The sequence below is a fragment of the Corynebacterium sp. AOP36-E1-14 genome (genome assembly GCF_052377495.1).
GTDB lineage: Bacteria > Actinomycetota > Actinomycetes > Mycobacteriales > Mycobacteriaceae > Corynebacterium.
Genome location: NZ_JBQSWV010000010.1, coordinates 75860 through 100024, shown reverse-complemented (window position 1 = coordinate 100024; position 24165 = coordinate 75860). Strand labels below are relative to the sequence as shown.

General features: G+C 69.7%; 22 protein-coding genes and 3 tRNA genes. 15 read left to right on the top strand and 10 right to left on the bottom strand.

Annotated elements, in window-relative coordinates; all coding sequences use genetic code 11:
- The coding region (locus tag ACT3TD_RS06755) for a hypothetical protein (RefSeq protein ID WP_444637977.1) at positions 1-196 on the top strand (196 nt) is incomplete at its 5' end.
- 126 nt (positions 197-322) lie between these two features.
- Here the strand turns inward: ACT3TD_RS06755 and ACT3TD_RS06750 are convergent.
- The 3 genes from ACT3TD_RS06750 to ACT3TD_RS06740 form a co-directional block, all read right to left on the bottom strand.
- Complete coding sequence (locus tag ACT3TD_RS06750; RefSeq protein WP_301444045.1) at positions 323-1864, bottom strand: hypothetical protein; 1542 nt, start codon at positions 1862-1864, stop codon at positions 323-325.
- Positions 1865-1928: 64 nt separating this feature from the next.
- The gene (locus tag ACT3TD_RS06745; protein WP_441578842.1) at positions 1929-3992 is read right to left on the bottom strand and encodes an oxidoreductase; all 2064 of its coding nucleotides are present in this window, start codon (positions 3990-3992) and stop codon (positions 1929-1931) included.
- Complete coding sequence (locus ACT3TD_RS06740) at positions 3989-4627, bottom strand: PadR family transcriptional regulator (protein ID WP_301443892.1); 639 nt, start codon at positions 4625-4627, stop codon at positions 3989-3991. The genes ACT3TD_RS06745 and ACT3TD_RS06740 overlap by 4 nt, the downstream gene beginning before the upstream one ends.
- Positions 4628-4760: 133 nt before the next feature.
- Here ACT3TD_RS06740 and ACT3TD_RS06735 point away from each other — a divergent pair, with 133 nt between their 5' ends.
- Genes ACT3TD_RS06735 through ACT3TD_RS06725 form a run of 3 tightly spaced genes read left to right on the top strand, consistent with a single transcriptional unit; the run spans position 4761 to position 8299 of the window.
- Positions 4761-6758 carry a putative nucleotidyltransferase substrate binding domain-containing protein gene (locus ACT3TD_RS06735; protein WP_441578843.1) on the top strand — a complete coding sequence of 666 codons (1998 nt, stop codon included), beginning with the start codon at positions 4761-4763 and terminating at the stop codon, positions 6756-6758.
- A gap of 2 nt (positions 6759-6760) precedes the next feature.
- A complete protein-coding gene (locus ACT3TD_RS06730; protein ID WP_301443890.1) occupies positions 6761-7432 on the top strand; it encodes an exonuclease domain-containing protein in 672 nt (223 codons plus the stop codon).
- A gap of 60 nt (positions 7433-7492) precedes the next feature.
- Positions 7493-8299: a fumarylacetoacetate hydrolase family protein gene (locus tag ACT3TD_RS06725; RefSeq protein ID WP_441578844.1), complete on the top strand. Its 807-nt coding sequence runs from the start codon at positions 7493-7495 to the stop codon at positions 8297-8299.
- A 32-nt stretch (positions 8300-8331) separates the two neighbouring features.
- Here ACT3TD_RS06725 and ACT3TD_RS06720 read toward each other — a convergent pair whose 3' ends face one another.
- Complete coding sequence (locus ACT3TD_RS06720; RefSeq protein WP_444614764.1) at positions 8332-9471, bottom strand: isochorismate synthase; 1140 nt, start codon at positions 9469-9471, stop codon at positions 8332-8334.
- A 56-nt stretch (positions 9472-9527) separates the two neighbouring features.
- Positions 9528-10301, bottom strand: a complete 774-nt coding sequence (locus tag ACT3TD_RS06715; RefSeq protein WP_301443924.1) for an SDR family oxidoreductase — start codon at positions 10299-10301, stop codon at positions 9528-9530.
- 75 nt (positions 10302-10376) lie between these two features.
- On the opposite strand from ACT3TD_RS06715, the gene ACT3TD_RS06710 reads away from it, so the two are divergent.
- From ACT3TD_RS06710 to ACT3TD_RS06690, 5 genes are all read left to right on the top strand, one after another.
- Positions 10377-11123: a TIM barrel protein gene (locus ACT3TD_RS06710; RefSeq protein WP_301443923.1), complete on the top strand. Its 747-nt coding sequence runs from the start codon at positions 10377-10379 to the stop codon at positions 11121-11123.
- A gap of 11 nt (positions 11124-11134) precedes the next feature.
- Positions 11135-12634, top strand: coding sequence for a glutamate--tRNA ligase (gene gltX / locus ACT3TD_RS06705; protein WP_441582068.1), 1500 nt, complete (start codon positions 11135-11137; stop codon positions 12632-12634).
- Positions 12635-12785: 151 nt separating this feature from the next.
- Positions 12786-12857: transfer RNA gene (locus ACT3TD_RS06700), tRNA-Gln, on the top strand.
- A gap of 36 nt (positions 12858-12893) precedes the next feature.
- Positions 12894-12966, top strand: a tRNA-Glu gene (locus ACT3TD_RS06695).
- Between the two features lie 129 nt (positions 12967-13095).
- Complete coding sequence (locus ACT3TD_RS06690) at positions 13096-13908, top strand: histidine phosphatase family protein (protein WP_444614760.1); 813 nt, start codon at positions 13096-13098, stop codon at positions 13906-13908.
- 37 nt (positions 13909-13945) lie between these two features.
- Here the strand turns inward: ACT3TD_RS06690 and ACT3TD_RS06685 are convergent, their stop codons facing one another.
- The gene (locus ACT3TD_RS06685) at positions 13946-14965 is read right to left on the bottom strand and encodes a winged helix DNA-binding domain-containing protein (protein WP_301444085.1); all 1020 of its coding nucleotides are present in this window, start codon (positions 14963-14965) and stop codon (positions 13946-13948) included.
- Positions 14966-15082: 117 nt separating this feature from the next.
- Here ACT3TD_RS06685 and ACT3TD_RS06680 point away from each other — a divergent pair.
- Positions 15083-15155 (top strand) — tRNA-Glu (locus tag ACT3TD_RS06680).
- A gap of 141 nt (positions 15156-15296) precedes the next feature.
- Here ACT3TD_RS06680 and ACT3TD_RS06675 read toward each other — a convergent pair.
- Together ACT3TD_RS06675 and ACT3TD_RS06670 are read right to left on the bottom strand one after the other, a co-directional pair.
- The gene (locus ACT3TD_RS06675) at positions 15297-15440 is read right to left on the bottom strand and encodes a hypothetical protein (protein WP_301443720.1); all 144 of its coding nucleotides are present in this window, start codon (positions 15438-15440) and stop codon (positions 15297-15299) included.
- Between the two features lie 119 nt (positions 15441-15559).
- On the bottom strand, positions 15560-16312 hold the full coding sequence (locus ACT3TD_RS06670) for an IclR family transcriptional regulator (protein ID WP_301443719.1): 753 nt from the start codon (positions 16310-16312) through the stop codon (positions 15560-15562).
- A gap of 113 nt (positions 16313-16425) precedes the next feature.
- Here ACT3TD_RS06670 and leuC point away from each other — a divergent pair, with 113 nt between their 5' ends.
- From leuC to ACT3TD_RS06655, 3 genes are read left to right on the top strand one after another with little or no spacing between them, the layout of a single operon-like run.
- On the top strand, positions 16426-17928 hold the full coding sequence (leuC, locus tag ACT3TD_RS06665; protein ID WP_441582069.1) for a 3-isopropylmalate dehydratase large subunit: 1503 nt from the start codon (positions 16426-16428) through the stop codon (positions 17926-17928).
- Between the two features lie 7 nt (positions 17929-17935).
- Positions 17936-18523 (top strand): 3-isopropylmalate dehydratase small subunit, encoded by a 588-nt coding sequence (gene leuD / locus ACT3TD_RS06660; protein ID WP_301443718.1) that lies wholly within the window; start codon positions 17936-17938, stop codon positions 18521-18523.
- A 21-nt stretch (positions 18524-18544) separates the two neighbouring features.
- Positions 18545-19453, top strand: coding sequence for a VOC family protein (locus ACT3TD_RS06655; protein WP_441578847.1), 909 nt, complete (start codon positions 18545-18547; stop codon positions 19451-19453).
- 22 nt (positions 19454-19475) lie between these two features.
- On the opposite strand, the gene ACT3TD_RS06650 is transcribed toward ACT3TD_RS06655, so the two are convergent.
- The gene (locus ACT3TD_RS06650) at positions 19476-20543 is read right to left on the bottom strand and encodes an NUDIX hydrolase (protein WP_441578848.1); all 1068 of its coding nucleotides are present in this window, start codon (positions 20541-20543) and stop codon (positions 19476-19478) included.
- 217 nt (positions 20544-20760) lie between these two features.
- Between ACT3TD_RS06650 and ACT3TD_RS06645 the strand changes: the two genes are divergently transcribed.
- Positions 20761-21798, top strand: a complete 1038-nt coding sequence (locus ACT3TD_RS06645) for an NAD(P)H-dependent glycerol-3-phosphate dehydrogenase (protein WP_301444183.1) — start codon at positions 20761-20763, stop codon at positions 21796-21798.
- Between the two features lie 36 nt (positions 21799-21834).
- Entirely contained in the window at positions 21835-22932 is a 1098-nt protein-coding gene (locus tag ACT3TD_RS06640; RefSeq protein WP_441582071.1) for a D-alanine--D-alanine ligase family protein, read from the top strand.
- Between the two features lie 185 nt (positions 22933-23117).
- On the opposite strand, the gene ACT3TD_RS06635 is transcribed toward ACT3TD_RS06640, so the two are convergent.
- Positions 23118-24095: a DUF3515 domain-containing protein gene (locus ACT3TD_RS06635; protein WP_301441859.1), complete on the bottom strand. Its 978-nt coding sequence runs from the start codon at positions 24093-24095 to the stop codon at positions 23118-23120.
- Positions 24096-24165 lie beyond the last annotated feature (70 nt).

Sequence of the window (24165 nt, the reverse complement as noted above, 5' to 3'; positions counted from 1 at the left end):
AATCGGCCTGGCTGCGGGTGTGATGTCTGCGGTGTCGCTCTGGGCAGCGCAGTTCGCCCTGTCTGAGATGTTGGTCGGCACGGGGGTCACGACAGCATTGGATGTGCCGTGGTCGTTGCTGCTGGGATTGTGGGGCGTGGTCGTCCTGGCCGCGGTCGCCGGCATGCTTGCTCCCCGGGGTAAGACGGCGAAATAGTCGCCCGCCCAGGAAGGGATTCGGGCGATTTGGCTACCTGGGAGGGTGATCTGGCTACATCGGGGCGGGGTAGGGGCCAGGGGAGCAGCGTAGCCCCCCGCCACCCGACCATCACCTGCACGCCACCTACTGGTAGCTGACGATGTCCGGGGTCGGCGAGATCGCGGCGGTCTGGGCGGGGTCGAGCATCGGCTCGTCCTCGTCGATGAAGTTCTTCCAGCCCAGGGCGATCGCGGGGTCGAGGTCCTGGCGCACCACGTTCCAGGTCTCCATCTTCACACCCTGCGGTCCGTGCCCGTCGCAGTGCACGGCGACGCTCACGTTGTCGGTGCCGGTGGTCATGTTCTCGCGGTTGCGGATCATCTGGAGCTGGAACTGGTGGATCATCAGCAGTTTCTGCGGCAGCTTCTCGGCGACCACGAGCCCCTCGAGCCAGTCGGCGACCTCGTTGATCTCGGAGGCGTCGACGTGGCCGACCTCGACCATCGGCTGGTCGTCGGGGCCGAGCCGCCACTCCGGGTCCAGGGCGAGGCCGACCGAGGGGTTCTTCAGCAGGTCGGCGTAGTGCTGGGCCTGCTGCAGCAGGGTCTCGCGTCCGGGCTGGATGTCGATGATGGCGTAGCCGCCGGCGTCGACGATGGCGTCGATCCAGGGCACGACCTCCGCGGGGTCGCTGTAGTTGCTGAAGTTCCCGGAGGGGCCGGGTTCCGCGGCGGCGACGGTGACGATGATCTCGAAGGAGGGGATCACCGGGACGTCGCTGGTGGCGTCGTACTCGGCGGCGAGGCGGCGGGCGCGTTCCACGGCGTCCTTCGGGGGTTGTTCGCCCATCACGCCGAGCAGGGGTTCGGCGGCGTGGCCGTAGAGGGCGATGATCTTGCGCCCGGGGAACATGACCTGTCCGCCGCCGGGAAGGTTGCCTTCCACGGTGGCGGCGAGTTCGGCGCGTCGGCGCAGGTCGTCGGCGGTGCCGAAGTGGTCGCCGAGGGCGATGAGGTTGCCGTCGCCGGTGATCGCCTCGACGCTGGCGGCCACGGACTCGTCGGTGGAGCGTGGGTCGGGGGCGATGACGCGGGTCAGCGAGTATCCGGCGGCGACCGTGGTGGCGACGCTGACGGGGGAGGACGTGCTGGCGGCGAGTGCCACTCCCGCGGACTCCAGGTCCTCGCCAGCGACGCCGGGGTCCAGGTCCTCGGGCCAGTTGTCTGCATCGCCGGTGTCGACGGTGTGAACCGTGATGTCGTTGAGGTCCCCGAGGCCGTCGACGTCGTCGGCACTGCCGCCGACGAGCACGACGTCGGTGGCACCGAGCCGCGACAGCTCCTGGATGACGGGACCGGAATCGCCACCGGCACCGTCGAGCAGGACGGGCACGCCGTTGTCCCGGGCCAGGGTGCAGGCGGTGCCCACCTGTTCCGGGGTGGGGTCGGACGCCACGAGCACCGCGGTGCTCGCGGAGGCGAAGAGAGCCGCGCTCGTGGCGACGCCGGACGGGTCGTCGGGAACGACGGCCACGCCGACGCCGTCTTCGGCGGTGGCCTGGCTGTCGCCGGACGTGGCGTCCTGCGCTCTACCGGAACCGTCGCGCGAGCAGGCGGCGAGCGGGACGACGGCGGCCAGGGAGAACGCTCCGGCGCTCAGCAGGAACTTGCGGCGGGACAGGGACACGTTGTCTGGCCTTTCGGACGATGTCAGGCGGGGGGAGGGGACCGTCCCGACCCTATCGCGGAACTCAGGCGATCGCGGCGGCGGCCTCGGTTCCCTGCCGGATGGCGCGCTTGGCGTCCAGCTCGGCGGCGAGATCGGCGCCCCCGACGACGTCGAAGGTCACCCCCGCCTCCCGCAGCGGTGCGACGAGTTCGGTGACGGACTCCTGGCCGGTGCACAACACGATGGAGTCGACCTCCAGCACGCGACGGTCGGTGAGGGTGCGGGTGCCGTCCTTGTCCTCGTAGAAGGCGAGGTGCAGGCCGTCGTCGTCGATCTTCTCGTAGGTCGCCCCGCTGATCTGCTCGACCTCCTTCATCTTCACCGCCGCACGGTGCACCCAGCCGGTGGTCTTGCCCAGCGACTTGCCCTGCCGGGAACTCTTGCGCTGCACCATGTACACCTTGCGCAGCGGCGCGGAGGGACGCGGCTTCGTCAGTGAGCCGACGGCGGCCGGGTCGCTGTCGACACCCCACTCCTGCTCCCACTCCTTGAGGTTCAGGGTGGGGGAGTCGGGCCCGGTGGGGGTGGTGAGGAACTCGGAGACGTCGAAGCCGATGCCACCGGCGCCGAGCACGGCGACGCGGTCGCCGATCTCGCGGTCGCCCAGGACGGCGTCGGCGTAGGTCATCACGCTGGGGTGGTCCACGCCCTCGATGTCGGGGATGCGCGGGGCCACGCCGGACGAGACGATGACGTGGTCGAAGCCGCCGTCGACGAGGTCCTGCGCGCTGGCGCGGGTGTTGAGGTGGACGTCCACACCCAGGGTGTCCAGCCGCGTGGAGAAGTAGCGGATGGTCTCGTGGAACTCCTCCTTGCCCGGGATCCTCGCGGCGATGGAGAACTGTCCGCCGATGGCGTCGCGGGACTCGAATAGCTCCACGTGGTGACCACGCTCGGCGGCGGAGACCGCGGCGGACAGACCCGCCGGTCCGGCACCGACCACGGCGATCTTCTGCGCATGGCGCGTGGGGGAGAGCACCAGCTTCGTCTCACGCCCGGCACGCGGGTTGACCAGGCACGAGACGCTCTTGCCCACGAAGATGTGGTCCAGGCAGGCCTGGTTGCAGCCGATGCAGGTGTTGATCTCGTCGGCGCGGTCCTGCTGTGCCTTGGCCATGAAGTGGGGGTCGGCGAGAAGCGGGCGGGCCATGGACACGGCGTCGACCTTGCCGTTGGCCAGGATCCCCTCGGCGACCTCGGGGGTGTTGATGCGGTTCGAGGCGATCAGGGGGATGGACACCTCGTCGCGCAGCCGTTCGGTGAACTTCACGAACGCACCGCGCGGCACGGAGGTGACGATGGTGGGCACGCGGGCCTCGTGCCAGCCGATGTCGGTGTTGATGGCGTCGACCCCGTGGCGCTCGGCGCGCCGGGAGAGCAGGGCGATCTCGTCGAAGGTCTGGCCGTTCTTGACGAAGTCGGCGATGGACTGGCGCAGGATGACCGGGAAGTCGCGGGGGACCTGCCGGCGGATCTCGTCGATGACCTCGATGAGGAAGCGCTGGCGGTTGGCCGTCGAGCCGCCCCAGCGGTCGGTGCGGTCGTTGGTGTGCGGGCACAGGAACTGGTTGACCAGGTAGCCCTCGCCACCCATGATCTCCACGGCGTCGTAGCCGGCCTTGCGGGCCAGGCGGGCGGCGCGTCCGAAGGAGCGGATCGCCCGACGGATCATCCGCTCGGTCATGCGCATGTGCTTGAACGGGTGGATCGGGGAGGGCTCGGAACCGGGGGCGGCCTTGAAGGGGGTGACCCCGTAGCGTCCGGCGTGCAGGATCTGCATGGCGATGCGCCCGCCCTCGCGGTGGACGGCGTCGGTGACACGGCGGTGGTGCAGCACCGCCAGGGGGGTGGCCATCCGTCCGCCGAAGGACATGAGGTCACCGCTGCGCAGCGGGGCGATGCCGCCGGTGACGATGAGGCCGACACCGCCGCGGGCGCGTTCGGCGTAGAACTCGCCGAGTTCGTCGGCGTGCCAGATGCGGTCCTCCAGGCCGGTGTGCATCGACCCCATCACCGACCTGTTCGGCAGGGTGAGGCCACCGATGGTGAGGGGGCTGAAGAGGTGGGGGAACGGGGAACTCGTCATGATCCGTCGTCTTCCTTCTCGTGTGTGGTCGCAGTTGTGGTCGCAGGTGTGGTCGGTTCTGTGCCGGTACTGCCGAGGGCGTCGATCACCTCGGCGCACCAGTCCACGAAGCTGGTCTCCAGGCGGATGCCCAGGCGCAGGACGAGGTGCTGGTGCAGGCGGCGTCCGGTCAGCGCGGTCCTGCCGCCGTCTGTGGCGTTCCCGCCGTTCCCGGCGAGCTCGGGGAACTGGCGCGCCTCGTAGCTGCGGTAGAGCCGCAGCGTCTCGGTGTGGGCGTCGCGGTGCGCGGCGACGTCGGCGAGCAGGTCGCGCAGGTCGCCGTGTTCGGCGCCGCGGATCTTGACCGACAGGTCGTCGCGGATCTTCATGACCTCGGACGGGTCGGCGATCCAGTCGTGCAAGGCGGTGCGCCCGGCGGGGGCGAGGGTGTAGATCTTCTTGTCCGGCCTGCCGTCCTGGGCGACGTCGCGACACGTCACCAGTCCGTCGTCGTGCAGGCGTCCGAGCGTCCGGTAGATCTGCTGGCGGGTGGCGGGCCAGAAGTGGCCCAGGGATGTGGCGAACTGTCGTCCCAGGTCATAACCGGTCCCCGGGCGTTCCGCCAGGGAGATCATGATCGCGTGTTCCAGTGCCATGCCCGTCAGGGTAATCCACGTCACAGTGGAATACAGCACTATGCCACGAATTGATGTGAAACTCGTTGCCTATACCCCCACTTCGGGGTTGGGGTGTCCGGTGCCCCGCGCCCACCCCATACACTTGCCGACCATGAGCGTGGAACTTGACGAGGTCCGGCGGTTCCTCAGCGGCCACGAGCCGTTCAGCCACCTGCCGGACGAGGAACTCGACGACCTGCCGGCCAAGATGGAGATCATCTACGTCCGCCGCGGGGAGACGGTGATCACCGCCGGGCAGCCCAACGACGTCCTCTACGTGATCCGCTCCGGCGCCGTCGACGTCCTGGACTCCCAGGACGTGCTGCTCGACCGCCGCGGCGCCGGCCGCTTCTTCGGCCACTCCACCATCGTCACGAAGGGCGGATTCGGGGTGGACCCGGGTCCGTCGCACTACACCATGATCGCCGTCGAGGACAGCCTCCTTCTCACCATGGACCGCGAGGAGGTCCGCGGCCTGATCGAGCGCAACCCCGAGGTCGCCCGCTACTTCGCCGGGGTGTCCGAACGCATCCGCGCCGCTGCCGAGCGGCTCAGCGTGCGCTCCGGGTCGGACGCACTGCGCACCCACGTCGCCGAGCTGGTGGACCGTGACCTGGTGTCGGTGAGCTGTGAGGCGAGTGTGCGCGAGGCCGCCCAGCTGATGAGCGAGAACAGCATCTCCTGCCTGCCGGTCCTCGCCGACACCGCCGATACGGGGGACACCGCCGACACCGGGGACTCCGGGGACACGGGAGGAGCCGCCGACCCCGCCGACACCGCAGGCCCCGAGCTCCCGGACGTCTCCGGCAATGAGCTGGTCGGCATCATCACCGACCGCGACCTGCGCACCCGCGTGCTCGCCGCGGGCCTGGACACCGAGACCGCCGTGTCCGGGATCATGACGCAGAACCCGTTCTCCACCTCCTCGGACACCACCGCCTTCGAGGCCATGCTGATGATGAGTGAGCAGGGCGTGCACCACCTGCCCGTCGTCGGCGGGCTCGACGGCGGCGGCGACGGTGTCATCGGGGTGATCTCGGCCTCCGACATCATGCGTGCGCTGCGCAACGACCCGATCTACCTCACCGCGGACCTGGCCAAGGCCACCGACACCGAGCAGATGCGCAGCATCATCAACGACACCGCCGAGATGACCAGCGGGTTCATCACCCGCGGTGCCTCGGCCGAGGAGGCCAGCGAGATCCTCACCGTGGCACTGGACTCCCTGGCCCGCCGGCTGCTGGTGCTCGCCGAGGAGGAGCTCGGGCCCCCGCCGGTGCCCTACGCCTTCATCGTCATCGGCTCCCAGGCGCGCCGGGCGGTGGGCTTCTCCTCCGACCAGGACAACGGCCTGGTGCTGCACAACTCCTATGACGAGGAACTGCACGGGGAGTACTTCGCCGAGTTGGGCCGGCTGGTGTGCACCGGGTTGGACGAGGCAAGCCAGCGGCTGTGCCCCGGCGACATGATGGCGATGAACCCGAAGTGGCGGATGACCGTGGACCAGTGGAAGGACTCCTTCCACACCTGGGTCACCGCGCCGAACCCGGACGCGCTGCTGCACGCCCAGACCTTCTTCGACATGCGCCCGGTCTACGGTGCGCGCGAACTCGCCGACCGGGTGCACCGCTACTCGGTGGCCCTGGCACGCAGCTCCTCGCGCTTCCACGCCCGGCTCGCCGCCCTGGTCGCACGCAAGGAGACGCCGCTGGGCATCTTCCGCGGCCTGGTCGTCCAGCGTGGCGGCGACTACCGCAACACCCTGGACGTCAAGGCCGGCGGCACCGCGCCGATCGTGCAGATCGCCCGGTTGTACGCCCTGATGGGCGGGGTGAAGGCGGTGGGCACCCACCAGCGCCTGGCGCAGGCGGCGTCCACCGGGGCGTTGACGCACAAGGCCGCCCGCGACCTGACGGAGGCCTTCAACTTCCTCAAGGCGCTCTCGCTGCGCCACCAGGCCGGCCAGCTGCGCAGCGGGGAGGTCGCCGACTACCGCATCGACCCGGACAACCTGGGCAAGCTCGACCGGGAGAACCTGCGCGACGCCTTCGGCATCATCAAGAGCATCCAGACCTCCCTGGCCGTGAAGTACCCGGTGAGGAACACGTGAGCATGCTGCGCAGGACGTGGAACAGGCGTCGGGCGACCGGGGCGTTGGCGGACTTCTACGCCGAGCGTCCCCCGGCCGGCTCGACGCGCCTGGAGGACCTGCCGGTCCTCGCCGTCGACGTCGAGGCCACCGGGCTGGACCTGTCGTCCGACCGGCTGTTGTCGATCGGCTGGGTGCCGATGGAGGGACGGCGCATCGTGCTGTCCGGGGCACGCGAGGTGGTGATCGCCGGACCGCAGGACGACGACGAGGGCGTGGGCCAGTCGGCGACCGTGCACGGGCTCACGGACGACGTAGTCGACGCCGGCATGCCGTTGGAGGACGCGCTGGGCGAGCTCCTGGAGGCCCTGCAGGGCCGGGCGATGCTCGCCCACTTCGCGATGATCGAGCAGGACTTCCTCTCCGCGGCGTGCCGGACGGCCTTCGGCACCGGGCTCACGGTGCCGACCCTGGACACCTACGCACTGGAGCGCCGGCGCATGCAGCGCAGGTCCGTGCACCCCCGGGGGGAGGACCTGCGCCTGCCGCGCATCCGCGAACGCTACGGACTGCCGACCTACCCGCCGCACCGGGCGGTGACCGACGCGCTGTCGTGTGCGGAGCTGTTCCTGGCGATGACCTCCCCCTCCAACGGCCGGTCACCCTACTCGACCCTACGGTCGGCACAGGTGTAACTGCCTGGAATCCGGGGGCGCCCACAGCTAGTCCAGTTTTCCACTGTAAGCTAACCGACCATGAGAATTTCGCGAATCGCACATCCGGAAGGCATGGCCTTCGTGGCATTGGAGGGCGGGGAGGCCGACGGAACCGGCGCGACCTGCCGTGAGATCGCCGGGCACCCCTTCGGGGAACCCGAGTTCACCGGGCGCAGCTGGGCCTTCGAGGACGTCCGCCTGCTTGCACCGATCCTGCCGTCGAAGGTCGTGGCCGTGGGCCGCAACTACGCCGACCACGTCAAGGAGGTGTTCAACAAGTCCGCCGAGCACCTGCCGCCGACACTGTTCCTGAAGCCGCCGACAGCCGTGGTCGGCACCGGCGCGCCGATCCGCAAGCCGGAGTGGGCCACCCGCGTGGAGTTCGAGGGTGAGCTCGCCATCGTCATCGGCAAGCCCTGCAAGGACGTCAAGCGCGACGACTGGAAGAACGTCGTCCTGGGCTTCACCATCGTCAACGACGTCTCCTCGCGCGACCTGCAGTTCGCCGACGGCCAGTGGTCGCGCGCCAAGGGTCTGGACAGTTTCTGCCCGCTGGGCCCGTGGATCGAGACGGACCTGGACTTCGCCGACCTGACCGACCTGCCCATCAAGGCGCACCTCACCCACGACGGGGTGACCGAGACCAAGCAGGACTCCAACTCCGACCAGATGATCAAGGCCATCCCCGAGATCGTGGAGTGGGTCTCCCAGGCGTTCACCCTGCTGCCCGGCGACGTGATCTGCACCGGCTCCCCGGCCGGCACCGCCGAGATGGTCCCCGGCGACCGGATCGACATCGAGATCCCCGGCCTGGGCCACCTGGTCAACCCCATCGAGGCCTACTAGAGCCTCTACCTGGAGCCTCTTACAGGGGGATGTCAGACCGCCCGCATCGCGGCGGGCACGTTGAGTGCCCGCAGTGCGGTCTGCAGTTTGGCGGTCGTCTCGGCGGCCTCGGCCGAGGGGGAGGACGTCGCGATGATCCCGCCGCCGGCCCACGCCCTGGCGGTGGCACCGGCGATCTCGGCGCAGCGGATGCTGACCATGTACTCGCCGTCGCCGTCCTCGTTGCACCAGCCCACGAAGCCGGCGTAGCAGCAGCGTGGTTCCTCGACCTCGTTGATGATCCCGATGGCGTCGTCGGTGGGGGTCCCCCCGACGGCGGGTGTGGGGTGCAGCATCAACGCCAGGTCCAGTGCGGAGAAGTGCAGGTCCGGCAGTGTGCCGCGCACCGGGGTGGCCAGGTGCCACATCTCGTTGGTCTTGATCAGCTCGGGGGTCCGGGGGATGGACAGTTCCGAGCACACCCCGCCGAGCACCTGCCGGTAGTGGTCCACGACCAGCTGGTGCTCGGTGAGGTCCTTGGTGGAGTCGCGCAGCGTGCGTCCCACGGCCTCGTCGGCACCGCGGTCGGCCAGCCGGGCGGCGGAGCCGGCCAGCGGACGGGCCTCCACGGTCGTGCCGCGTCGGCGGATGAGCACCTCGGGGGAGGAGCCGACGAGCATCGTGCCACGGTCGTCGGAGCGTCCGGTCGCCGAGAGGTCCACGGCGAAACCGTCGCGGTGGGCGGACAGGTCGATCAGCCGGGCGGCGATGAGCAGCGGGTCGACCTCCTCGGCGAACTCGATGTCCACCGCGCGGGCGAGCACCACCTTGCGCAGGGTGGTGGTGCGCATCGTCTCGATGGCGGCGGCCACCGTGGACTGGTGCTCCTCGGAACTGCTGGTGGGGTGCACGTTGAGCACCTCGAGCAGCTCGCCCAACTCACGTCCGCGGTAGTAGGCCGGCGGCTCCAGCGGCCCCTCGGTCTCGACCACACTGCCTGGCACGGTCAGTGCGGCCCGGTTGGCGGTGTCGAAGGGGACGGCGCCGACGACGAGCCGCGCACTGCCGTCGCGCAGGGCCGTGGCGGCCTCGAACGGGTCGGGGAAGGACGCGCGTGTCCCCTGGGTGCGGATGCTGCCCGACGCGCGGGAGAGCAGGAAGTCCGGCGCAGTTGACGGGCGATCGTTGTTGATCACACCGTCACCGTACTCAGGGGTGGGAAACAAACTGAAATTATCGCCGGTCGTCCCTATCCTCTCCCGAGGTACGGCATGCCTGCGGCGGTGACGGTGACCCGGTCCACGGACACGCCGGTCGGCATGTCGGCCACGCTGACCAGCAGACGGGCGGCCTCGGCGGCGTCGAAGGTGGGTTCGGCGGCAGGGTCGGCAGCCGTGAAGGTGCCCAGCAGCTCGGTGGCGGCGTTGCCGATGTCGAGTTCGGTGGCGGTGATACCCCGGCCCCGTCCGTCCAGCGCGGTGGAGACCGTGAGGGACGCGACGGCGGCCTTGGACGCGGCGTAGGCCGCCGCGCCGGCACGCGGGGCGTGCGCGGCGATGGAGCCGTTGTTGACGACGCGTCCTCCGCCATGGGCGGCCATCCAGGAGAAGGCCGCCCGGGTGCACAGGAAGGTGCCGGTGAGGTTCGTCGCGATGGTGGCCTCGAAGGCGGCGGCGTCGACGGTGTCGATCCGCCCGGTGGCTCCGGGGACGCCGGCGTTGTTGACCAGCAGGTCGAGGCCTCCCAGGGTGCTGGTGACCTGGTCGAATGCGGCGGAAACGGAGGACTCGTCGGTGACGTCGCAGACGACGGCGAGATGGTCGGCAGAACCGCCCGCCGTGTCGCCTGCCGTGCGGCACGCCTCGACGGTGGCCTCCAGCGTGCCGACGCTGCGTCCCAACGCGGCGACGCTCCAGCCCTCCTGCGCCAAGGCGGTGGCGAAGGCACGGCCCAGCCCGCCGCCGGCACCGGTGACGACTGCGACCCTGGGGGCGACCCTGGGGGAGTGTGGGGATTCAACCATGGGGCTCATTATGGCCGATGCGCCTCCGGCGGGTCGCGTAGATTGGGGACAATTCCGACGTGAGGGACGGCAGGCATGACAGGTACAGCAGGCACGACGGCGGTGAACTGCTCGATCGGCAGGCCCGCCGGGCACCCCGACCTCGACAGGGCGGGCGCCCTGGGGGTCGACAGGATCGAACTGTGGTGGCCGTGGACCACCCCGGAGCCGGACGACACGGAGGTCGACGACCTCGTCGCGGAACTCGCGCGCCGCGGGCTCACGCTCGTCGCCGTGAACTTCTGGGCGGGTGACCTCGCCGCCGGCGACCGCGGCGTCCTGCACGAGGAACCTCTGAGCCGGCGCCACGTCGACGCGATGTCCCGGCTGGCCGACGCCACCGGCGCCGGCCGCTTCAACCTTCTGCTCGGGCGGGGAGGACGCCGGTTGAGCCCCATGCAGCTCGACAACACCGCCGCCCTTGCCAACCTGGTGCAGGGGCGAGGCCACGGCACCGTGCTGATCGAACCCAGCTCCGGGGTCGAGGACTACCCCGTGCAGACCGTCGTCGACGCCCGCGCGGTTACCAGCAGCTTCCCCGGGACCGGGCTGCTGGCCGACCTGTGGCACCTCAGCCGGACCGACGACGTGGCGGCGTGGTTGGACGGTCTGGACGGCGCAGAAGGGTCCGGCGACCCGTTCACCTTCCCCGCCCACGTCCAGATCGCCGACGACCCCGGACGCGGCGCACCGGGCAGCGGCGGCCTCCCGCTGGACGATTGGGTGGGTGCGCTGCGGGCCGCCGGGTACTCCGGGGACGTGGCGGGGGAGTGGATGTGGTGAAATAGTGCACCATGAGTGATGTTCGCGTTCGTTTCTGCCCCTCGCCGACCGGGACCCCGCACGTCGGCATGGTCCGCACCGCACTGTTCAACTGGGCCTACGCCCGGCACACCGGCGGAAAGCTGGTGTTCCGGATCGAGGACACCGACGCCGCCCGGGACTCCGAGGAGTCCTACGAGGCCATCGTCGAGTCCCTGACCTGGCTCGGACTGGACTGGGACGAGGGGGTCGGCGAGCCCGGCGGCCCGCACGGCCCGTACCGCCAGTCGCAGCGCATGGAGATCTACGTCGAGGTGCTGGAGAAGCTCAAGGCGTCCGGCGACGTGTACCCGGCGTACTCCACCGCCGAGGAGGTCGAGGAGCGTCACCGCGCCGCCGGCCGTGACCCCAAGCTGGGCTACGACAACTTCGACCGGGACCTGACCTCCGAGCAGGTCGCCGCCTTCGAGGCCGAGGGCCGTTCGCCGGTGTGGCGTCTGCGCATGCCGGAGAAGACCTGGACGTGGAACGACCTGGTCCGTGGCGAGATGAACGTCGACGGGTCCACCGTGCCGGACTTCGTGGTCGCCCGTTCCAACGGGCAGCCGCTGTACACCCTGGTCAACCCCGTGGACGATGCGCTGATGAAGATCACCCACGTGCTGCGCGGCGAGGACCTGCTGCCGTCCACGCCCCGCCAGCTGGCCCTGTACGAGGCGCTGGTGCGCATCGGCGTGGCGGATGCGACCCCGACCTTCGGGCACCTGCCGTTCGTGATGGGCGAGGGCAACAAGAAGCTCTCCAAGCGTGACCCGGAGTCCAACCTCTTCAACCACCGCGACAACGGCATCATCCCCGAGGGCATGCTGAACTACCTGTCGCTGCTGGGCTGGTCCCTGTCCGCCGACCAGGACGTGTTCGGCGTGGACGAGCTGGTGGCGAACTTCGACGTCGCCGACGTGAAGCCGAACCCGGCCCGTTTCGACCAGAAGAAGCTCGAGGCGCTCAACGCCGACCACATCCGCCTGCTCGACCTGGCGGACTTCACCACCCGCCTGCGCAGCTACCTGGAGGAGTACAAGGGCTTCCCGGCCGACTACCCGGCCGACAAGTTCGCCTTCGCCGCGGAACTGGTGCAGACCCGCATCAAGACCCTCGGCGACGCCGACGGCCTGCTGCGCTTCCTGGTCACCGCCGACGCGGACCTGGAGCTGGACGAGAAGGCGGCGAAGAAGAACCTCAAGGAGGAAGCCGTGGAGGTCCTGGACGCCGCGATCGAGGAGATCGAGGCGCTGGAGTCTCTCGGTGACGCGGGGTTCGTCACGGAGAAGATCGAGGCGGCCCTGTCGGCGCGTCTGATCGACTCGATGGAACTCAAGCCGCGCAAGGCCTACGGGGCCCTGCGGGTGGCGGTCTCGGGCGCGGCGGTGTCCCCGCCGCTGTTCGAGTCGATGGAGCTGCTGGGACGCGAGTCCACGCTGGCACGTCTGCGTGCCGCACGGGCGGTCACGCTGTACGTCGCCGCCGAATAACAGGGTTGTAGCCGGCGTACGCCGGTCGCAGCGGGCGCAGGACGCCGCGATCGGCGTCCTGACCTGGCAGTTTGCGAGTGTGCGAGCGCTCTGGTTATAGTATCCACCGTTGCAAGGCAGCGCGGGGAACACCGCGGAGCACAGCAACGATTGGCCTATGGTGTAATTGGCAACACAGCGGTTTCTGGTACCGTCGTTCTAGGTTCGAGTCCTGGTAGGCCAGCGGAAACGCTGAACATGATGTGCAGTTCGTTTTCTTGCCCCGTTCGTCTAGCGGCCTAGGACGCTGGCCTCTCACGCCGGTAACACGGGTTCAAATCCCGTACGGGGTACAAGGTATGTGAAACGGCAAAGCCCGGTCTTCGGACCGGGCTTTCCGCATGTCCGGGGTCGGGGTATCCCCGGAGCAGAAGGGGGTGCAACTGTTCCTAGGCGAAAGGTCTAGGGTGGGTGGGGTGACCATGCCGAAGAACCTGATCCTCGTCCGCCACGGCCAGAGCGAGGCCAACGTGATCCAACGCGCGGACAAGGCCGGCGACCAGGCACTCTTCAGCGAGGAGACGATGCTGGTCGCCGACCGCTCATGGCGTCTGACCGACGCCGGTGTGGCCCAGGCGCACGCGGCGGGACGGTGGATCACCGACAACGTCGACCCGCTGGACCGCTGCATCACCTCCCCGTACGTGCGTACCCGGGAGACCGCGGCGAACCTCCAGCTCGACGGTGCGCTGTGGGAGGAGAACCGGGTGGTGCGTGAACGCTCCTGGGGTGAGATCTCGCCCTTGCCGCGCAAGGTCTTCGAGGAGCAGTACGCCCACAACGCCCTGCTGCGCCGCAAGGACCCGCTGTACTGGGCGCCGCCGGCGGGGGAGTCGATCGCCAACGTCGCGGAGAACCGGGTGCGCAACATGCTCAGCACCCTGCACCGTGAGAGCAGCGAGGACAACGTGCTTGTGGTGACCCACGGAGACTTCATGTGGTCCACCCGCCTGGTCCTGGAGCGTTGGAGCGACGAGGAGTTCCTGCGCTGCGACAAGGACAAGGAGATGACCATCTTCAACTGCACGGTCCTGCACTACACGCGCATCGACCCGGACACCGGGGAGATCGCCCCGTGGATGCGCTGGGTGCGTGCCGCGCACCCGTTCTGCGACCGGACGACCGGGGTGTGGCGCATGGTGGAGCAGCCGTGGCAGCGCTTCGACCGCGACTACCTCAGCAACGAGGACCTGGCCGCCGTCGCCGAGGAGCAGTCGCGCCTGCTCTCCGAGTAGGCGGCTGTCCTTGACTGTCCTTGACCGTCCTCAGTTGTCACAGCCGGCCGGTGACGGCCCCGGCCTCGACGCGGCAGGGGTGGAACAGCCCGTTCTTCGTGGGGCCGACCTCGCCGGCCACCGCGTCCGAGATCACGTCCGAGCGCTCGGCGTAGCCGAGCAGGTACTCATCGAACGCGGGTAATTCCAACGTCAGAGCCAGAGCCTGGGTGATCTCAGCGGCGGTGACGTCGACTTGCCAGTCGGCCAGTAGGACGCTGCGTCCGTCCTGCGTGGAGCCCTCCATGACCGTTCCTGTGGCGAGCGCGAGGGCGGTGGCGGCGCGGGCGTCGCGCACGGTCAGCCCCGACCACCACGCCAGGTCCTTGACGCCGGCCGGGCCGCGCGAGCGGTAGTAGCGGCAGGCGAGCTCGCGCAGTGCGTCCTCCCCGTCGAGGTTCCGCGGGTCGGTCACCACGCTGTCGTGCAGCACGAAGGTGTCCTCGGGGCGTCCTGCGGCCGAGGAACGCGGGCCCTGGACGATGTCGCCCTCCCCGCCGAAGTGGCGCAGCATGTGCGGCCCGCGGCCGCCCTCCGGGTCGATGCCGGCGCGGGCGAACACCTGGTAGGCCTCGCTGCGGGCCAGGGGAGTGCAGGACGCCGCCAGCGCGTCCAGCAGAGCGGTGCGGCATACGTCGACGTCCTCGTCGGACAGGCCCAGTTGTCCACGTCGCTTCGCCGAGGCCTTCTGTACCCGCGGGGTGCACAGGCGAGTGAGCCAGCGGACGTCCTCGGCGGCGAGCAGGTGGTGGGTGCCGCGCTGCGACCAGCTGCGCACCACGTGGGCGACGGTGAGATCCTCCTCGGTGAGCATCGGGGCACCGGCACGCAGTCCCAGTGCGCGGACGCCCGCGGGGAGGTTCTGCGCCTGGCTGGCGAGCATGTGCGCGGCGACGGCGTGGACTGCGGCGTCCTGCCCGTGCGGGGAGTCCGGCAGTGGGGGACGAGCCGCGGCGGGGGCGAGCAGCTGGGCGGTGAGGCGCAGGCCCCGCAGCTGCGTGGTGGTGAGCGGGTTCATGTCACCATCATTGCACGTCACGGCGGTGATTAGGTGCCGATGTGGATCGTCATATATAGTTCTCCCCGTTGCACAGCGCGGCCACGGTGCCCTGCTGGACGACATACGTTAGTTCCTGCCCCGTTCGTCTAGCGGCCTAGGACGCTGGCCTCTCACGCCGGTAACACGGGTTCAAATCCCGTACGGGGTACAAAGTAGTAGTCGAAATGCCCGGTCTTCGTGACCGGGCTTTTCGTATGTCCGGGGTCGGGTACCCGGCCCGTCGCTGATACCTCACGCTATTGTTGGTCTGCTTTCAGAAGGCCACCCGTAGCGCGGGGTTGTGGGACCGTCAGGAGAGGTACTTGATGACCTTCACCACGGCCCAGACGACGACCGCGATGAACGCGACGGCCAGGACGATGACGGCGAGTTCGTTGATTCCGAAGCTACCGAGGATAATGGGTCTCCATTCGTTGGTGCCGGTGTGAGGCACGGCGGTATTGTCCGTGTCAGCGTAGGACACCCCTGCGCATTGCGCAGGCTATATCGGAAACACGGGCATGGGAGCCGCCCCAGACCGCCCCGTATCACCCCCAGGCCATCATCTCCCGATCAACGCAGGTAGTGCTCCAGCTCGGCGGCGCTGTGCTGCAGGGCCTCGCGGTGGCGGGCGGCGGGCGAGGGGCCCATGCGCTCGGCCGGCCCGGAGATCGACAGGGCGGCGATGACGCCCGAGGCGTCCCGCACCGGTACAGACACGCTGGCCAGGGCGGCGTCGCGCTCGCCCACGGACTCGGCGATCTGGCCGGCGCGCACCAGTTCCAGGTCCTCGGCGGTGTAGTGGGCCGAGGTCAGCACGTCGTCCTGGAAGACCTTGGGGGAGTAGGCGACGAGCACCTTCGCCGCGGAGCCTGCGGTGAGGGTCAGCCGGTTGCCCACTGGTACCGTGTCCCGCAGGCCCTGGCGCGGTTCCGCCGTGGCGATGCACACGCGCTCGTGGCCCGAGAGCTTGTAGATCTGCACGGCCTCGCCGGTGCGCTCCACCAGGTCGGGCAGCACGTGCTCGGCCGCCTCGTCCAGACGGGTCGAGGACTTCGGTGCCAGCTCGGCCAGTGCCGGTCCGGCGGTCCACTGGCCGTCCTCCAGCCGCGTGACCATGCGGTGCTTCTCCAACGCGACGGCGATGCGGTGCGCCGTGGCGCGGGGCAGGCCCGTGGTCTCGCACAGTTCGGAGAGGCTGTGCGGGCGCCGTGCGACGATGCCCAGGATGAGCAGGGCACGGTCGAGGACCTGGATACCGCTGGTGGTCGCGGTCGCCGCAGTAGGCGTGGGTGAGGGCGTCTCGGTGACGAAGGGGTTTCCCATGATCTGATACTATACATTCCAACCAGTGGAACTTCCAGGTTGCCCCGCAGTGACGGGCGGGCGACGACCGGAACCTCCGGACGACTGCAGCGAGCAAGCACGAGGAGAGAACTGTGAATGCTGTGACCCGGCAGACGCACCCAGACGACACCACCACGCACGCCCCGCGCACCCTCGCACAGAAGGTGTGGGACGCCCACGTCGTGACCAGGGGGGAGAACGGTGGGCGCGACCTGCTGTTCATCGACCTGCACCTCATCCACGAGGTCACCAGCCCCCAGGCCTTCGACGGACTGCGGCAGAACAACCGGCCGCTGCGCCGGCCCGACCTCACCCTGGGAACCGAGGACCACAACGTGCCCACCCTGGGCGTGCACTCCGGCAACCTTCTCGAGATCGAGGACAAGGTCTCACGCCTGCAGGTCGAGACGTTGCGCAGGAACTGCGAGGAGTACGGGGTCGTCCTGCACTCCATGGGCGACGGCGAGCAGGGCATCGTGCACACTGTCGGCCCGCAGCTCGGCGCCAGCCAGCCGGGCATGACCATCGTCTGCGGCGACTCGCACACCTCCACCCACGGTGCCTTCGGCTCCATCGGCATGGGCATCGGCACCAGCGAGGTCGAGCACGTGCTCGCCACCCAGACCCTCCCGCTGGCACCGTTCAAGACCATGGCCATCGAGGTCTCCGGGGAACTGCGTCCCGGGGTCACCGCCAAGGACCTGATCCTGGCGATCATCGCCAAGATCGGCACGGGCGGCGCCCAGGGCCACATCATCGAGTACCGCGGCGAGGCCATCAGGAAGCTGTCCATGGAGGGGCGGCTCACGATGTGCAACATGAGCATCGAGGCCGGCGCCCGCGCCGGCATGATCGCCCCCGACGAGGTCACCTTCGACTACCTCAAGGGACGCCGCTACGCGCCCACCGGCCAGGATTGGGACGACGCCGTCGCCTACTGGCGCTCGCTGCCCACCGACGACGGGGCGTCCTACGACACCGTCGTCGAGATCGACGGTGCCGCGCTGACCCCGTTCGTCACCTGGGGCACCAACCCTGGCCAAGGCCTGCCGCTGGACGCCGCGGTGCCGTACCTGGAGGACATCACCGACGAGACCGAGCGCATCGCCGCCGAGTCCGCCATCGAGTACATGGGCCTGGAGCAGGGCACCCCGCTGCGCGAGATCGGCATCGACACCGTCTTCCTCGGCTCCTGCACCAACAGCCGCATCGAGGACCTGCGCGCCGCCGCCGACGTGCTGCGCGGACGCCGCGTGGACCCGTCGGTGCAGATGATGGTCGTGCCGTCCTCCACCGCGGTGAAGACCCAGGCCGAGCAGGAGGGACTGGACAAGGTCTTCCTCGACGCCGGGGCGGAGTGGCGCACCGCCGGCTGCTCGATGTGCCTGGGCATGAACCCCGACCAGCTCGCCCCCGGCGAACGCTCCGCGTCCACCTCCAACCGCAACTTCGAAGGACGCCAGGGCAAGGGAGGACGTACCCACCTGGTCTCCCCGCCCGTCGCCGCGGCGACGGCGGTGCTCGGCCACCTCGCCAGCCCCGCCGACCTGCCTGAAGCGTCCGGAGCGTCCGAGAACCTCGAGAAGGGAGCGTAAGCGCACCATGGAGAAGTTCAGCACCCACACCGGCGTGGCCTGCCCGCTGCGCCGCTCGAACGTGGACACCGACCAGATCGTGCCCGCCGAGTACCTCAAGCTGGTCACCAAGACCGGCTACGAGTCCGGGCTGTTCAAGTCCTGGCGCCGTGACCCGGAGTTCGTCCTCAACCAGGAGCCGTTCGTGGCCTCCTCGGTGCTCGTCGCCGGACCCGACTTCGGTACCGGCTCCTCCCGCGAGCACGCCGTGTGGGCGCTACTCGACTACGGGTTCCGCGTGGTGTTCTCCCCACGCTTCGGCGACATCTTCCGCGGCAACACCGCCAAGAACGGGCTGCTCGCCGCCACGATGACCGCCGAGGACATCGAGCTGATCTGGAAGCTCATCGAGCAGCGCCCCGGTGTGGAGATCACCGTGGACCTGCAGGCGCGCACCGCCAGCCTGGGAGAGCACGTCTTCGCCTTCGAGGTCGACGACGACACCCGCTGGCGGCTGCTCAACGGCCTCGACGACATCGGCATCACCCTGCAGGACGAGGCGGCGATCAGCGACTTCGAGGCCACCCGCCCCGGATTCAAGCCGCTGATCGGCTGAGATGTCGTACCCTCGGAGGGCATGACCCAGCACACCACCGGCAACCACCAGCGCATCGTCCCGCGGTTGCGCCTGCAGGTCGGCGACCACGGGGTCGTCGGGGCGGCCCGGTTCTACACCGACGTCTTCCGCCCCTTCGAGGAGGCGGGCCTGGAACTCGGGGCGACCGGGGGCACGGCCACCGACGAGGGCGTGGACCTTTTCGTCGCCGGCATGCGACTGCACCTCACCGACGCCGCCGACGCCGCCGATACCTCCGGCGCCGAGGGGATCTCTCCTGCGACCAACATGATGGTCAACGTCGACCCGTCGTTCTTCGGCTGGTCACCGGACGCCACCCCGGAGGCGCAGCAGGCGGCGCAGGCGCGCGCACGCGCGGTCCTCGACACCATCTGGGAGGGACTCGCCGAGGACGCCCAGGCCGTACTCATGCCCTTGGACGAGTACCCCTTCAGCGCCCGCTACGGCTGGGTGCTCGACAGGTACGGGATGAGCTGGCAGGTCATGCTCACCGATCCGGCCGGGGCCCCACGCCCGGCGTTGATCCCGTCCTTCCTCTTCGGCGGGGAAGCACAGAACCGGGCCGGTGAGGCGCGCGAGCTGTGGACCGGGGTGTTCGCCGAGGTCTTCGGTCCTGACGGGGCCGGAGGCACCGGAACCGGCACCATCGTCACCTACCCGCAGGACAACGGCCCCGCGGTCGCCGGCTCGGTGATGTTCGCCGACGTGCGACTGCTCGGGACCTGGTTCTCGATGATGGACTCGGCCACCGAACAGCCCTTCACCTTCACCGACGCGGTGAGTTTCCGGGTGTACTGCGACACCCCGGTGCAGGCCGAGGTGCTCGGCCGTGAACTGGGGCTGGACGGTCACACCCGCCGCGGGGTGGACCGCTTCGGCGTGAGCTGGGAGATCCTGCTGCAGGGCTGAGCAGGACTGAAGCGGTGCAGCCTCAGCGCACCGGCAGCGGGGACGCCAGGTAGTCCGCGCCCAGCAGCGTGTCGCCCTGCCCGAAGTGCAGCACCCACACGCTGGCCTTCTTGGCACGCAGGTCCTCGACCTCGAAGCCGGCGTCCTGCGCCAGCCCGGAGACGACCGCCGGGATGATCTCACCCTGGGCGCACACCACGCTCACCGGCGCGGAACTCGCCCTGACCAGGGCCTCCATCACGGTACGAGGGGAGTGCGCCAGGGCGGCGTCGCCGAGGTTCACGTCCGTCTCGATGTCCAGGTTCAACCAGGCGGCCGTGGGCTCCACCGTGGCGCGGCAGCGCTCGGGGGTGGCCGAGGACACCGTGCGCGGACGGTAACCCTCCAGCACCGCCGGCAGGGAGGTGGCCTGCAGGTAGCCCTTCTTCGTCAGCGGTCGCAGGTTGTCGTCCTGCTTCCAGTTGTCCCGCGACATCGCCTTGGCGTGGCGCACGTAGAGCACCCGTCGGGTGCAGCCCAACGCCAGGACCTCCAGCGCAGCACCGATCACGTCGCGGTCGGCGTCGTAACTGACCTTCGCCTTCGCGTCCTCCGGGGAGAGCCAGTGCAGCTCGTCGACCTCGTTGTTGTCCTTGAAGTCGCCGCCGGTGACCTCGGCGGTCCAGTAGTAGACCACCTTCGTCTTGTTGCCCAGCGGGTAGTGCACATGGCCCAGCAGCCAGCCCAGGGTGGGGGAGTAGCCGGTCTCCTCGGCGATCTCACGGGTGGCGGTCTCCACCAGGTTCTCGCCGGGGTCGACCTTGCCCTTCGGCAGCGACCAGTCGTCGTAGTGGGGACGGTGGATCACCGCGATCTCGATCGCGTCCTGCCCCTCCGCGCTGCCGGCGGTCTCCGGGGCACCCGGGCCCTGGGGCACCGTGCGCCGCCACAGCACCGCACCGGCGGCGAAGACGGGGCGCTCGAACTCGTCGGCGGGGGTGCTGCCGATCCGGGCGACGTGACCGGTGACGGGGGCGGCGGGGGAGTCGTCCTCGAGGTTTCTCGAAGCCAGCGAGGTGGACAGGTCTCCGGTGCCGGTGTGGCTGATCAAGGGTGACGCCTTCCCGAGCGCACCGGTCCGGTCGTGCCGTCACCACGGACCGGGTGCGTCATGGTTCAATGTTGGGGAGCAGATACGGCGGAATCTCTTCCTCTCACCCACATTAGCGGTGACCGGTGTGGGGCACGTAGTCGGGAAGTCCCCGGCATAAGGCGACACCACCCGATGACGGCGACCGCCACCCACGACACAGAGGAGCACGGCAGATATGGTTCGCGTAGCGGTGATGGGCTCCGGCTCCTGGGGGACGACGGTGGCCAAGGTCTGCGCGGACACCGAGGCAGGTGCGCGCTCGGCACCGACCGGCTCGGCGGCACGTCCGGCGGTCACGCTGTGGGCCCGTCGCCCGGAGATCGCCGAGGAGATCAACCGGGACCACACCAACGGTACCTACCTGCCGGACACCGTCCTGCCGTCCTCGATCGGCGCGACCACCGACGCCGCCGAGGCGCTGGACGGCGCCGACGTCGTCTTCCTCGGCGTCCCTTCGCAGTCGCTGCGCGCCAACCTGGAGCAGTGGCGGGACCTCATCCCGTCCGACGCGACGCTGGTCAGCCTCGCCAAGGGCATCGAGCACTCCACCGGACGACGGATGAGCGAGGTCATCGCCGAGGTCGCCGAGGTCGACGCCTCACGCGTGGCGGTTCTCTCGGGGCCGAACCTGGCGGTGGAGGTCGCCCGCCAGCAACCCGCCGCCAGCGTGGTGGCCTGCACCGACGACCGCCGCGCCCGGCTGGTGCAGTCCGCCCTGGCCACCGCCTACTTCCGCCCCTACACCAACGACGACGTCATCGGCTGCGAGGTCGGCGGCACGTGCAAGAACGTCATCGCCCTGGCCTGCGGCATGGCCGCCGGCATGGGCATGGGGCACAACACCATCGCCACCGTGATCACCCGCGGGCTCGCCGAGATCACCCGCCTGACCGTGGCCCTCGGCGGCCAGGAACGCTCCATGGCCGGCCTGGCGGGCATGGGCGACCTGGTGGCCACCTGCAACTCCCCGCTGTCGCGCAACCGCACCTTCGGCGAGCGCCTCGGCATGGGCGAGTCCCTGGACCAGGCCTCCGGTGCGACGAAGGGACAGGTCGCCGAGGGCGTGATCTCCAGCATGTCCGTCGCCGAGCTCGCCGAGGCACACGGGGTGGAGATGCCGATCACCCGCCAGGTCGTGCGGGTCTGCCACCACGGCGGGGACGTGCCGACCGCCATCCGCGACCTGATGGGACGCACGAAGAAAGCCGAGTGACCGCCGGGGCCGCCCCGGGCGCTACACTTGGTCCCCGTGAATACCCCCACGAACCAGGCGAAAACCACCGTTGCCGTTGTCTACGGAGGTCAGAACACCGAACACAGCGTGTCCTGCATCTCCGCCGGTGCGGTGATGGCCCACCTCGACCCCGACCGTTACGACATCGTGCCGGTCGGCATCACGCGCGACGGCGTGTGGGTCAAGGGAACCACTGACCTGGACGCCCTGAGCGTCCACGACCGGGAACTGCCGGAGGTCACCGGCGGCCGTTCGGTGAACTTCGACCTCGGCGGCAGGGGAGGCCGGGGAGGACGCCGCGGCGGGCAGCTGCGCTTCGGCGACGGTTCCCTCTACGCTGAGGTGGACGTGGTCTTCCCCGTCCTGCACGGGGTCAACGGCGAGGACGGCACCGTCCAGGGCCTGTTCGAGCTCGCCCACGTGCCCTACGTGGGCAACGGCGTGTTCGCCTCCGCGGCGTGCATGGACAAGCAGTACACCAAGGCCGTCGCCCGCCACGCCGGCGTGCCCGTCGGTGACGAGGTCATCGTCACCGAGCGGCGCGTCCTCACGCCCGAGGAGCAGGACGCCCTGGGGCTGCCGGTGTTCGTGAAGCCGGCACGCGGCGGCTCGTCGATCGGCATCTCGAAGGTCGACGACTGGGCCGACTTCCCGGCTGCCCTGGAGACCGCGCTGGCCGCCGACGACAAGGTGCTCGTGGAGTCCATGCTGCAGGGACCGGAGGTGGAGTGCGGTGTGCTGCAGTACCCGGACGGCACGATCCAGGCGTCCTACCCGTCGATGCTGATGGGCACCGGTGACGGGCCGGAGGGCTTCTACGGTTTCGACACCAAGTACCTCGACGACATCATCACCTACGAGATCCCCGCGCCGCTGCCCGACGAGCAGGTCGCCGAGGTGCGCCGTCTGGCGGTGGAGACCTTCCGCGCCCTGGGCTGCTCGGGCCTGGCGCGCGTGGACTTCTTCGTCACGCCGGACGGTCCGGTGCTCAACGAGCCCAACACCATGCCGGGGTTCACCCCGATCAGCATGTACCCGAAGATGTTCGCCGCCAGCGGGGTGGAGTACACCGACCTGCTGGACATCCTCATCGCTCACGCCCTGGCGGGGTAGGCCCGGGTAGCGCGGGGCGGCACGCCACTAGCGTCGTCGCCGGGTCGCCGGGTCGCAGGGGGGCAGAGGGGGCAGAGGGGGCAGAGGGGGGCACTGTCATCTGAGTCATGCCCCAGGGCAGAAAACCGCCGGGATCTGGCCTGGGGCATGACTGAGATGACATGTGGTCGAGAGGAGCGCCCGGCCTAGCGCTCGGCGGTGCGCTCCAGATGCCCGTCGATGGCCTCGGACACCGCGGTGAGCACACTGTTGCCCGCGTCCAGCGGCAGCGAGACCGCCACGGTCTCGGCGTAGCCCAGCGCGTACCAGACTCCGGCGGTGGACCCCTCGGCCAGCGCGGTGTCCTGGAACCACGGCACCTCGTCGATCTGCGTCAGCTGTGCGCCGGCCTCGTAGCTGTCGGGCAGCTCCACGCCACAGCGCAGCACCACCGGTTCGCGGGCCTCGGCGACCCACACCAGCGAGCCCTCCGGTTCCCCGGATCCCATGCGACGGTACTCGCCGAGGGAATCGGGCAGGGCGTCCTCGAGGGCGGTGCAGGACGCGGCGTCGGCGTCGTCCTGCTCGGCGAGCCCGGCCAGCGGTACGTCGCCGGGGGTGGGGGCGTCGGTGTCGTCGCCGTGGGCGCTGATCGACTCGCCGACACCGGAGAGGTCGGCGGCGGTGAGCCGGCCGTCGGTGGTCACGGCGACCACGGGGGAGTGCCCCACGGCGTACCAGGTGGTCAGCCCGGATCCCGGGGTGGCGTCGGCGATGGGAAGCCACTGTTCGCCGCCGGACTCCTCGGTGGAGCTGAGTTCGGTGTACTGGGCGGGGGCGCCGACCCCGCAGCGCAGGGAGAGCTCGGTGCCGCCGCTGTCGCGGTAGCCGGCGGACCCCTCGGGGGCGGGGTCGGCGACCCCGACGTCGCGGTAGTCGCCGATGCGGTCGGGCAGGTCGCCGGTGATGTCGGCGCAGGCGGAGCTGTCGGCGTCCGGCGCGTCGACCGGGCCCATGGCGACGAGGGTGTAGACGCTGCGGTCCACGAGGATCTTCGCTCCGACGAGGACGAAGACCACGAACACCACCGCGATCAGCAGGGCGAGGGCGACACCGCTGCGTCGTGGCATTCCGTGTCCGGAGGTGCTGCTACCCTGATCGGTGACCTTAGACCGTGAAGACATGCGGATGATTCTACGGCCCCGCGGGTGCAGGACCCGACCGCCGGGGCCGGTGAACCGTTCCGGCAGTCGT

Bases quoted from the DNA above. Each gene is read 5' to 3' on its own strand.
- ACT3TD_RS06740 (WP_301443892.1), bottom strand. From the start codon at position 4,627: ATGGCACTGGAACACGCGATCATGATCTCCCTGGCGGAACGCCCGGGG.
- ACT3TD_RS06655 (WP_441578847.1), top strand. From the start codon at position 18,545: ATGACCCAGCACACCACCGGCAACCACCAGCGCATCGTCCCGCGGTTG.
- ACT3TD_RS06715 (WP_301443924.1), bottom strand. From the start codon at position 10,301: ATGGTTGAATCCCCACACTCCCCCAGGGTCGCCCCCAGGGTCGCAGTC.
- ACT3TD_RS06645 (WP_301444183.1), top strand. From the start codon at position 20,761: ATGGTTCGCGTAGCGGTGATGGGCTCCGGCTCCTGGGGGACGACGGTG.
- ACT3TD_RS06635 (WP_301441859.1), bottom strand. From the start codon at position 24,095: ATGTCTTCACGGTCTAAGGTCACCGATCAGGGTAGCAGCACCTCCGGA.
- ACT3TD_RS06730 (WP_301443890.1), top strand. From the start codon at position 6,761: ATGCTGCGCAGGACGTGGAACAGGCGTCGGGCGACCGGGGCGTTGGCG.
- ACT3TD_RS06685 (WP_301444085.1), bottom strand. From the start codon at position 14,965: ATGAACCCGCTCACCACCACGCAGCTGCGGGGCCTGCGCCTCACCGCC.
- ACT3TD_RS06735 (WP_441578843.1), top strand. From the start codon at position 4,761: ATGAGCGTGGAACTTGACGAGGTCCGGCGGTTCCTCAGCGGCCACGAG.
- ACT3TD_RS06710 (WP_301443923.1), top strand. From the start codon at position 10,377: ATGACAGGTACAGCAGGCACGACGGCGGTGAACTGCTCGATCGGCAGG.
- ACT3TD_RS06670 (WP_301443719.1), bottom strand. From the start codon at position 16,312: ATGGGAAACCCCTTCGTCACCGAGACGCCCTCACCCACGCCTACTGCG.
- ACT3TD_RS06690 (WP_444614760.1), top strand. From the start codon at position 13,096: ATGCCGAAGAACCTGATCCTCGTCCGCCACGGCCAGAGCGAGGCCAAC.
- gltX (WP_441582068.1), top strand. From the start codon at position 11,135: ATGAGTGATGTTCGCGTTCGTTTCTGCCCCTCGCCGACCGGGACCCCG.
- leuD (WP_301443718.1), top strand. From the start codon at position 17,936: ATGGAGAAGTTCAGCACCCACACCGGCGTGGCCTGCCCGCTGCGCCGC.
- ACT3TD_RS06725 (WP_441578844.1), top strand. From the start codon at position 7,493: ATGAGAATTTCGCGAATCGCACATCCGGAAGGCATGGCCTTCGTGGCA.
- ACT3TD_RS06745 (WP_441578842.1), bottom strand. From the start codon at position 3,992: ATGACGAGTTCCCCGTTCCCCCACCTCTTCAGCCCCCTCACCATCGGT.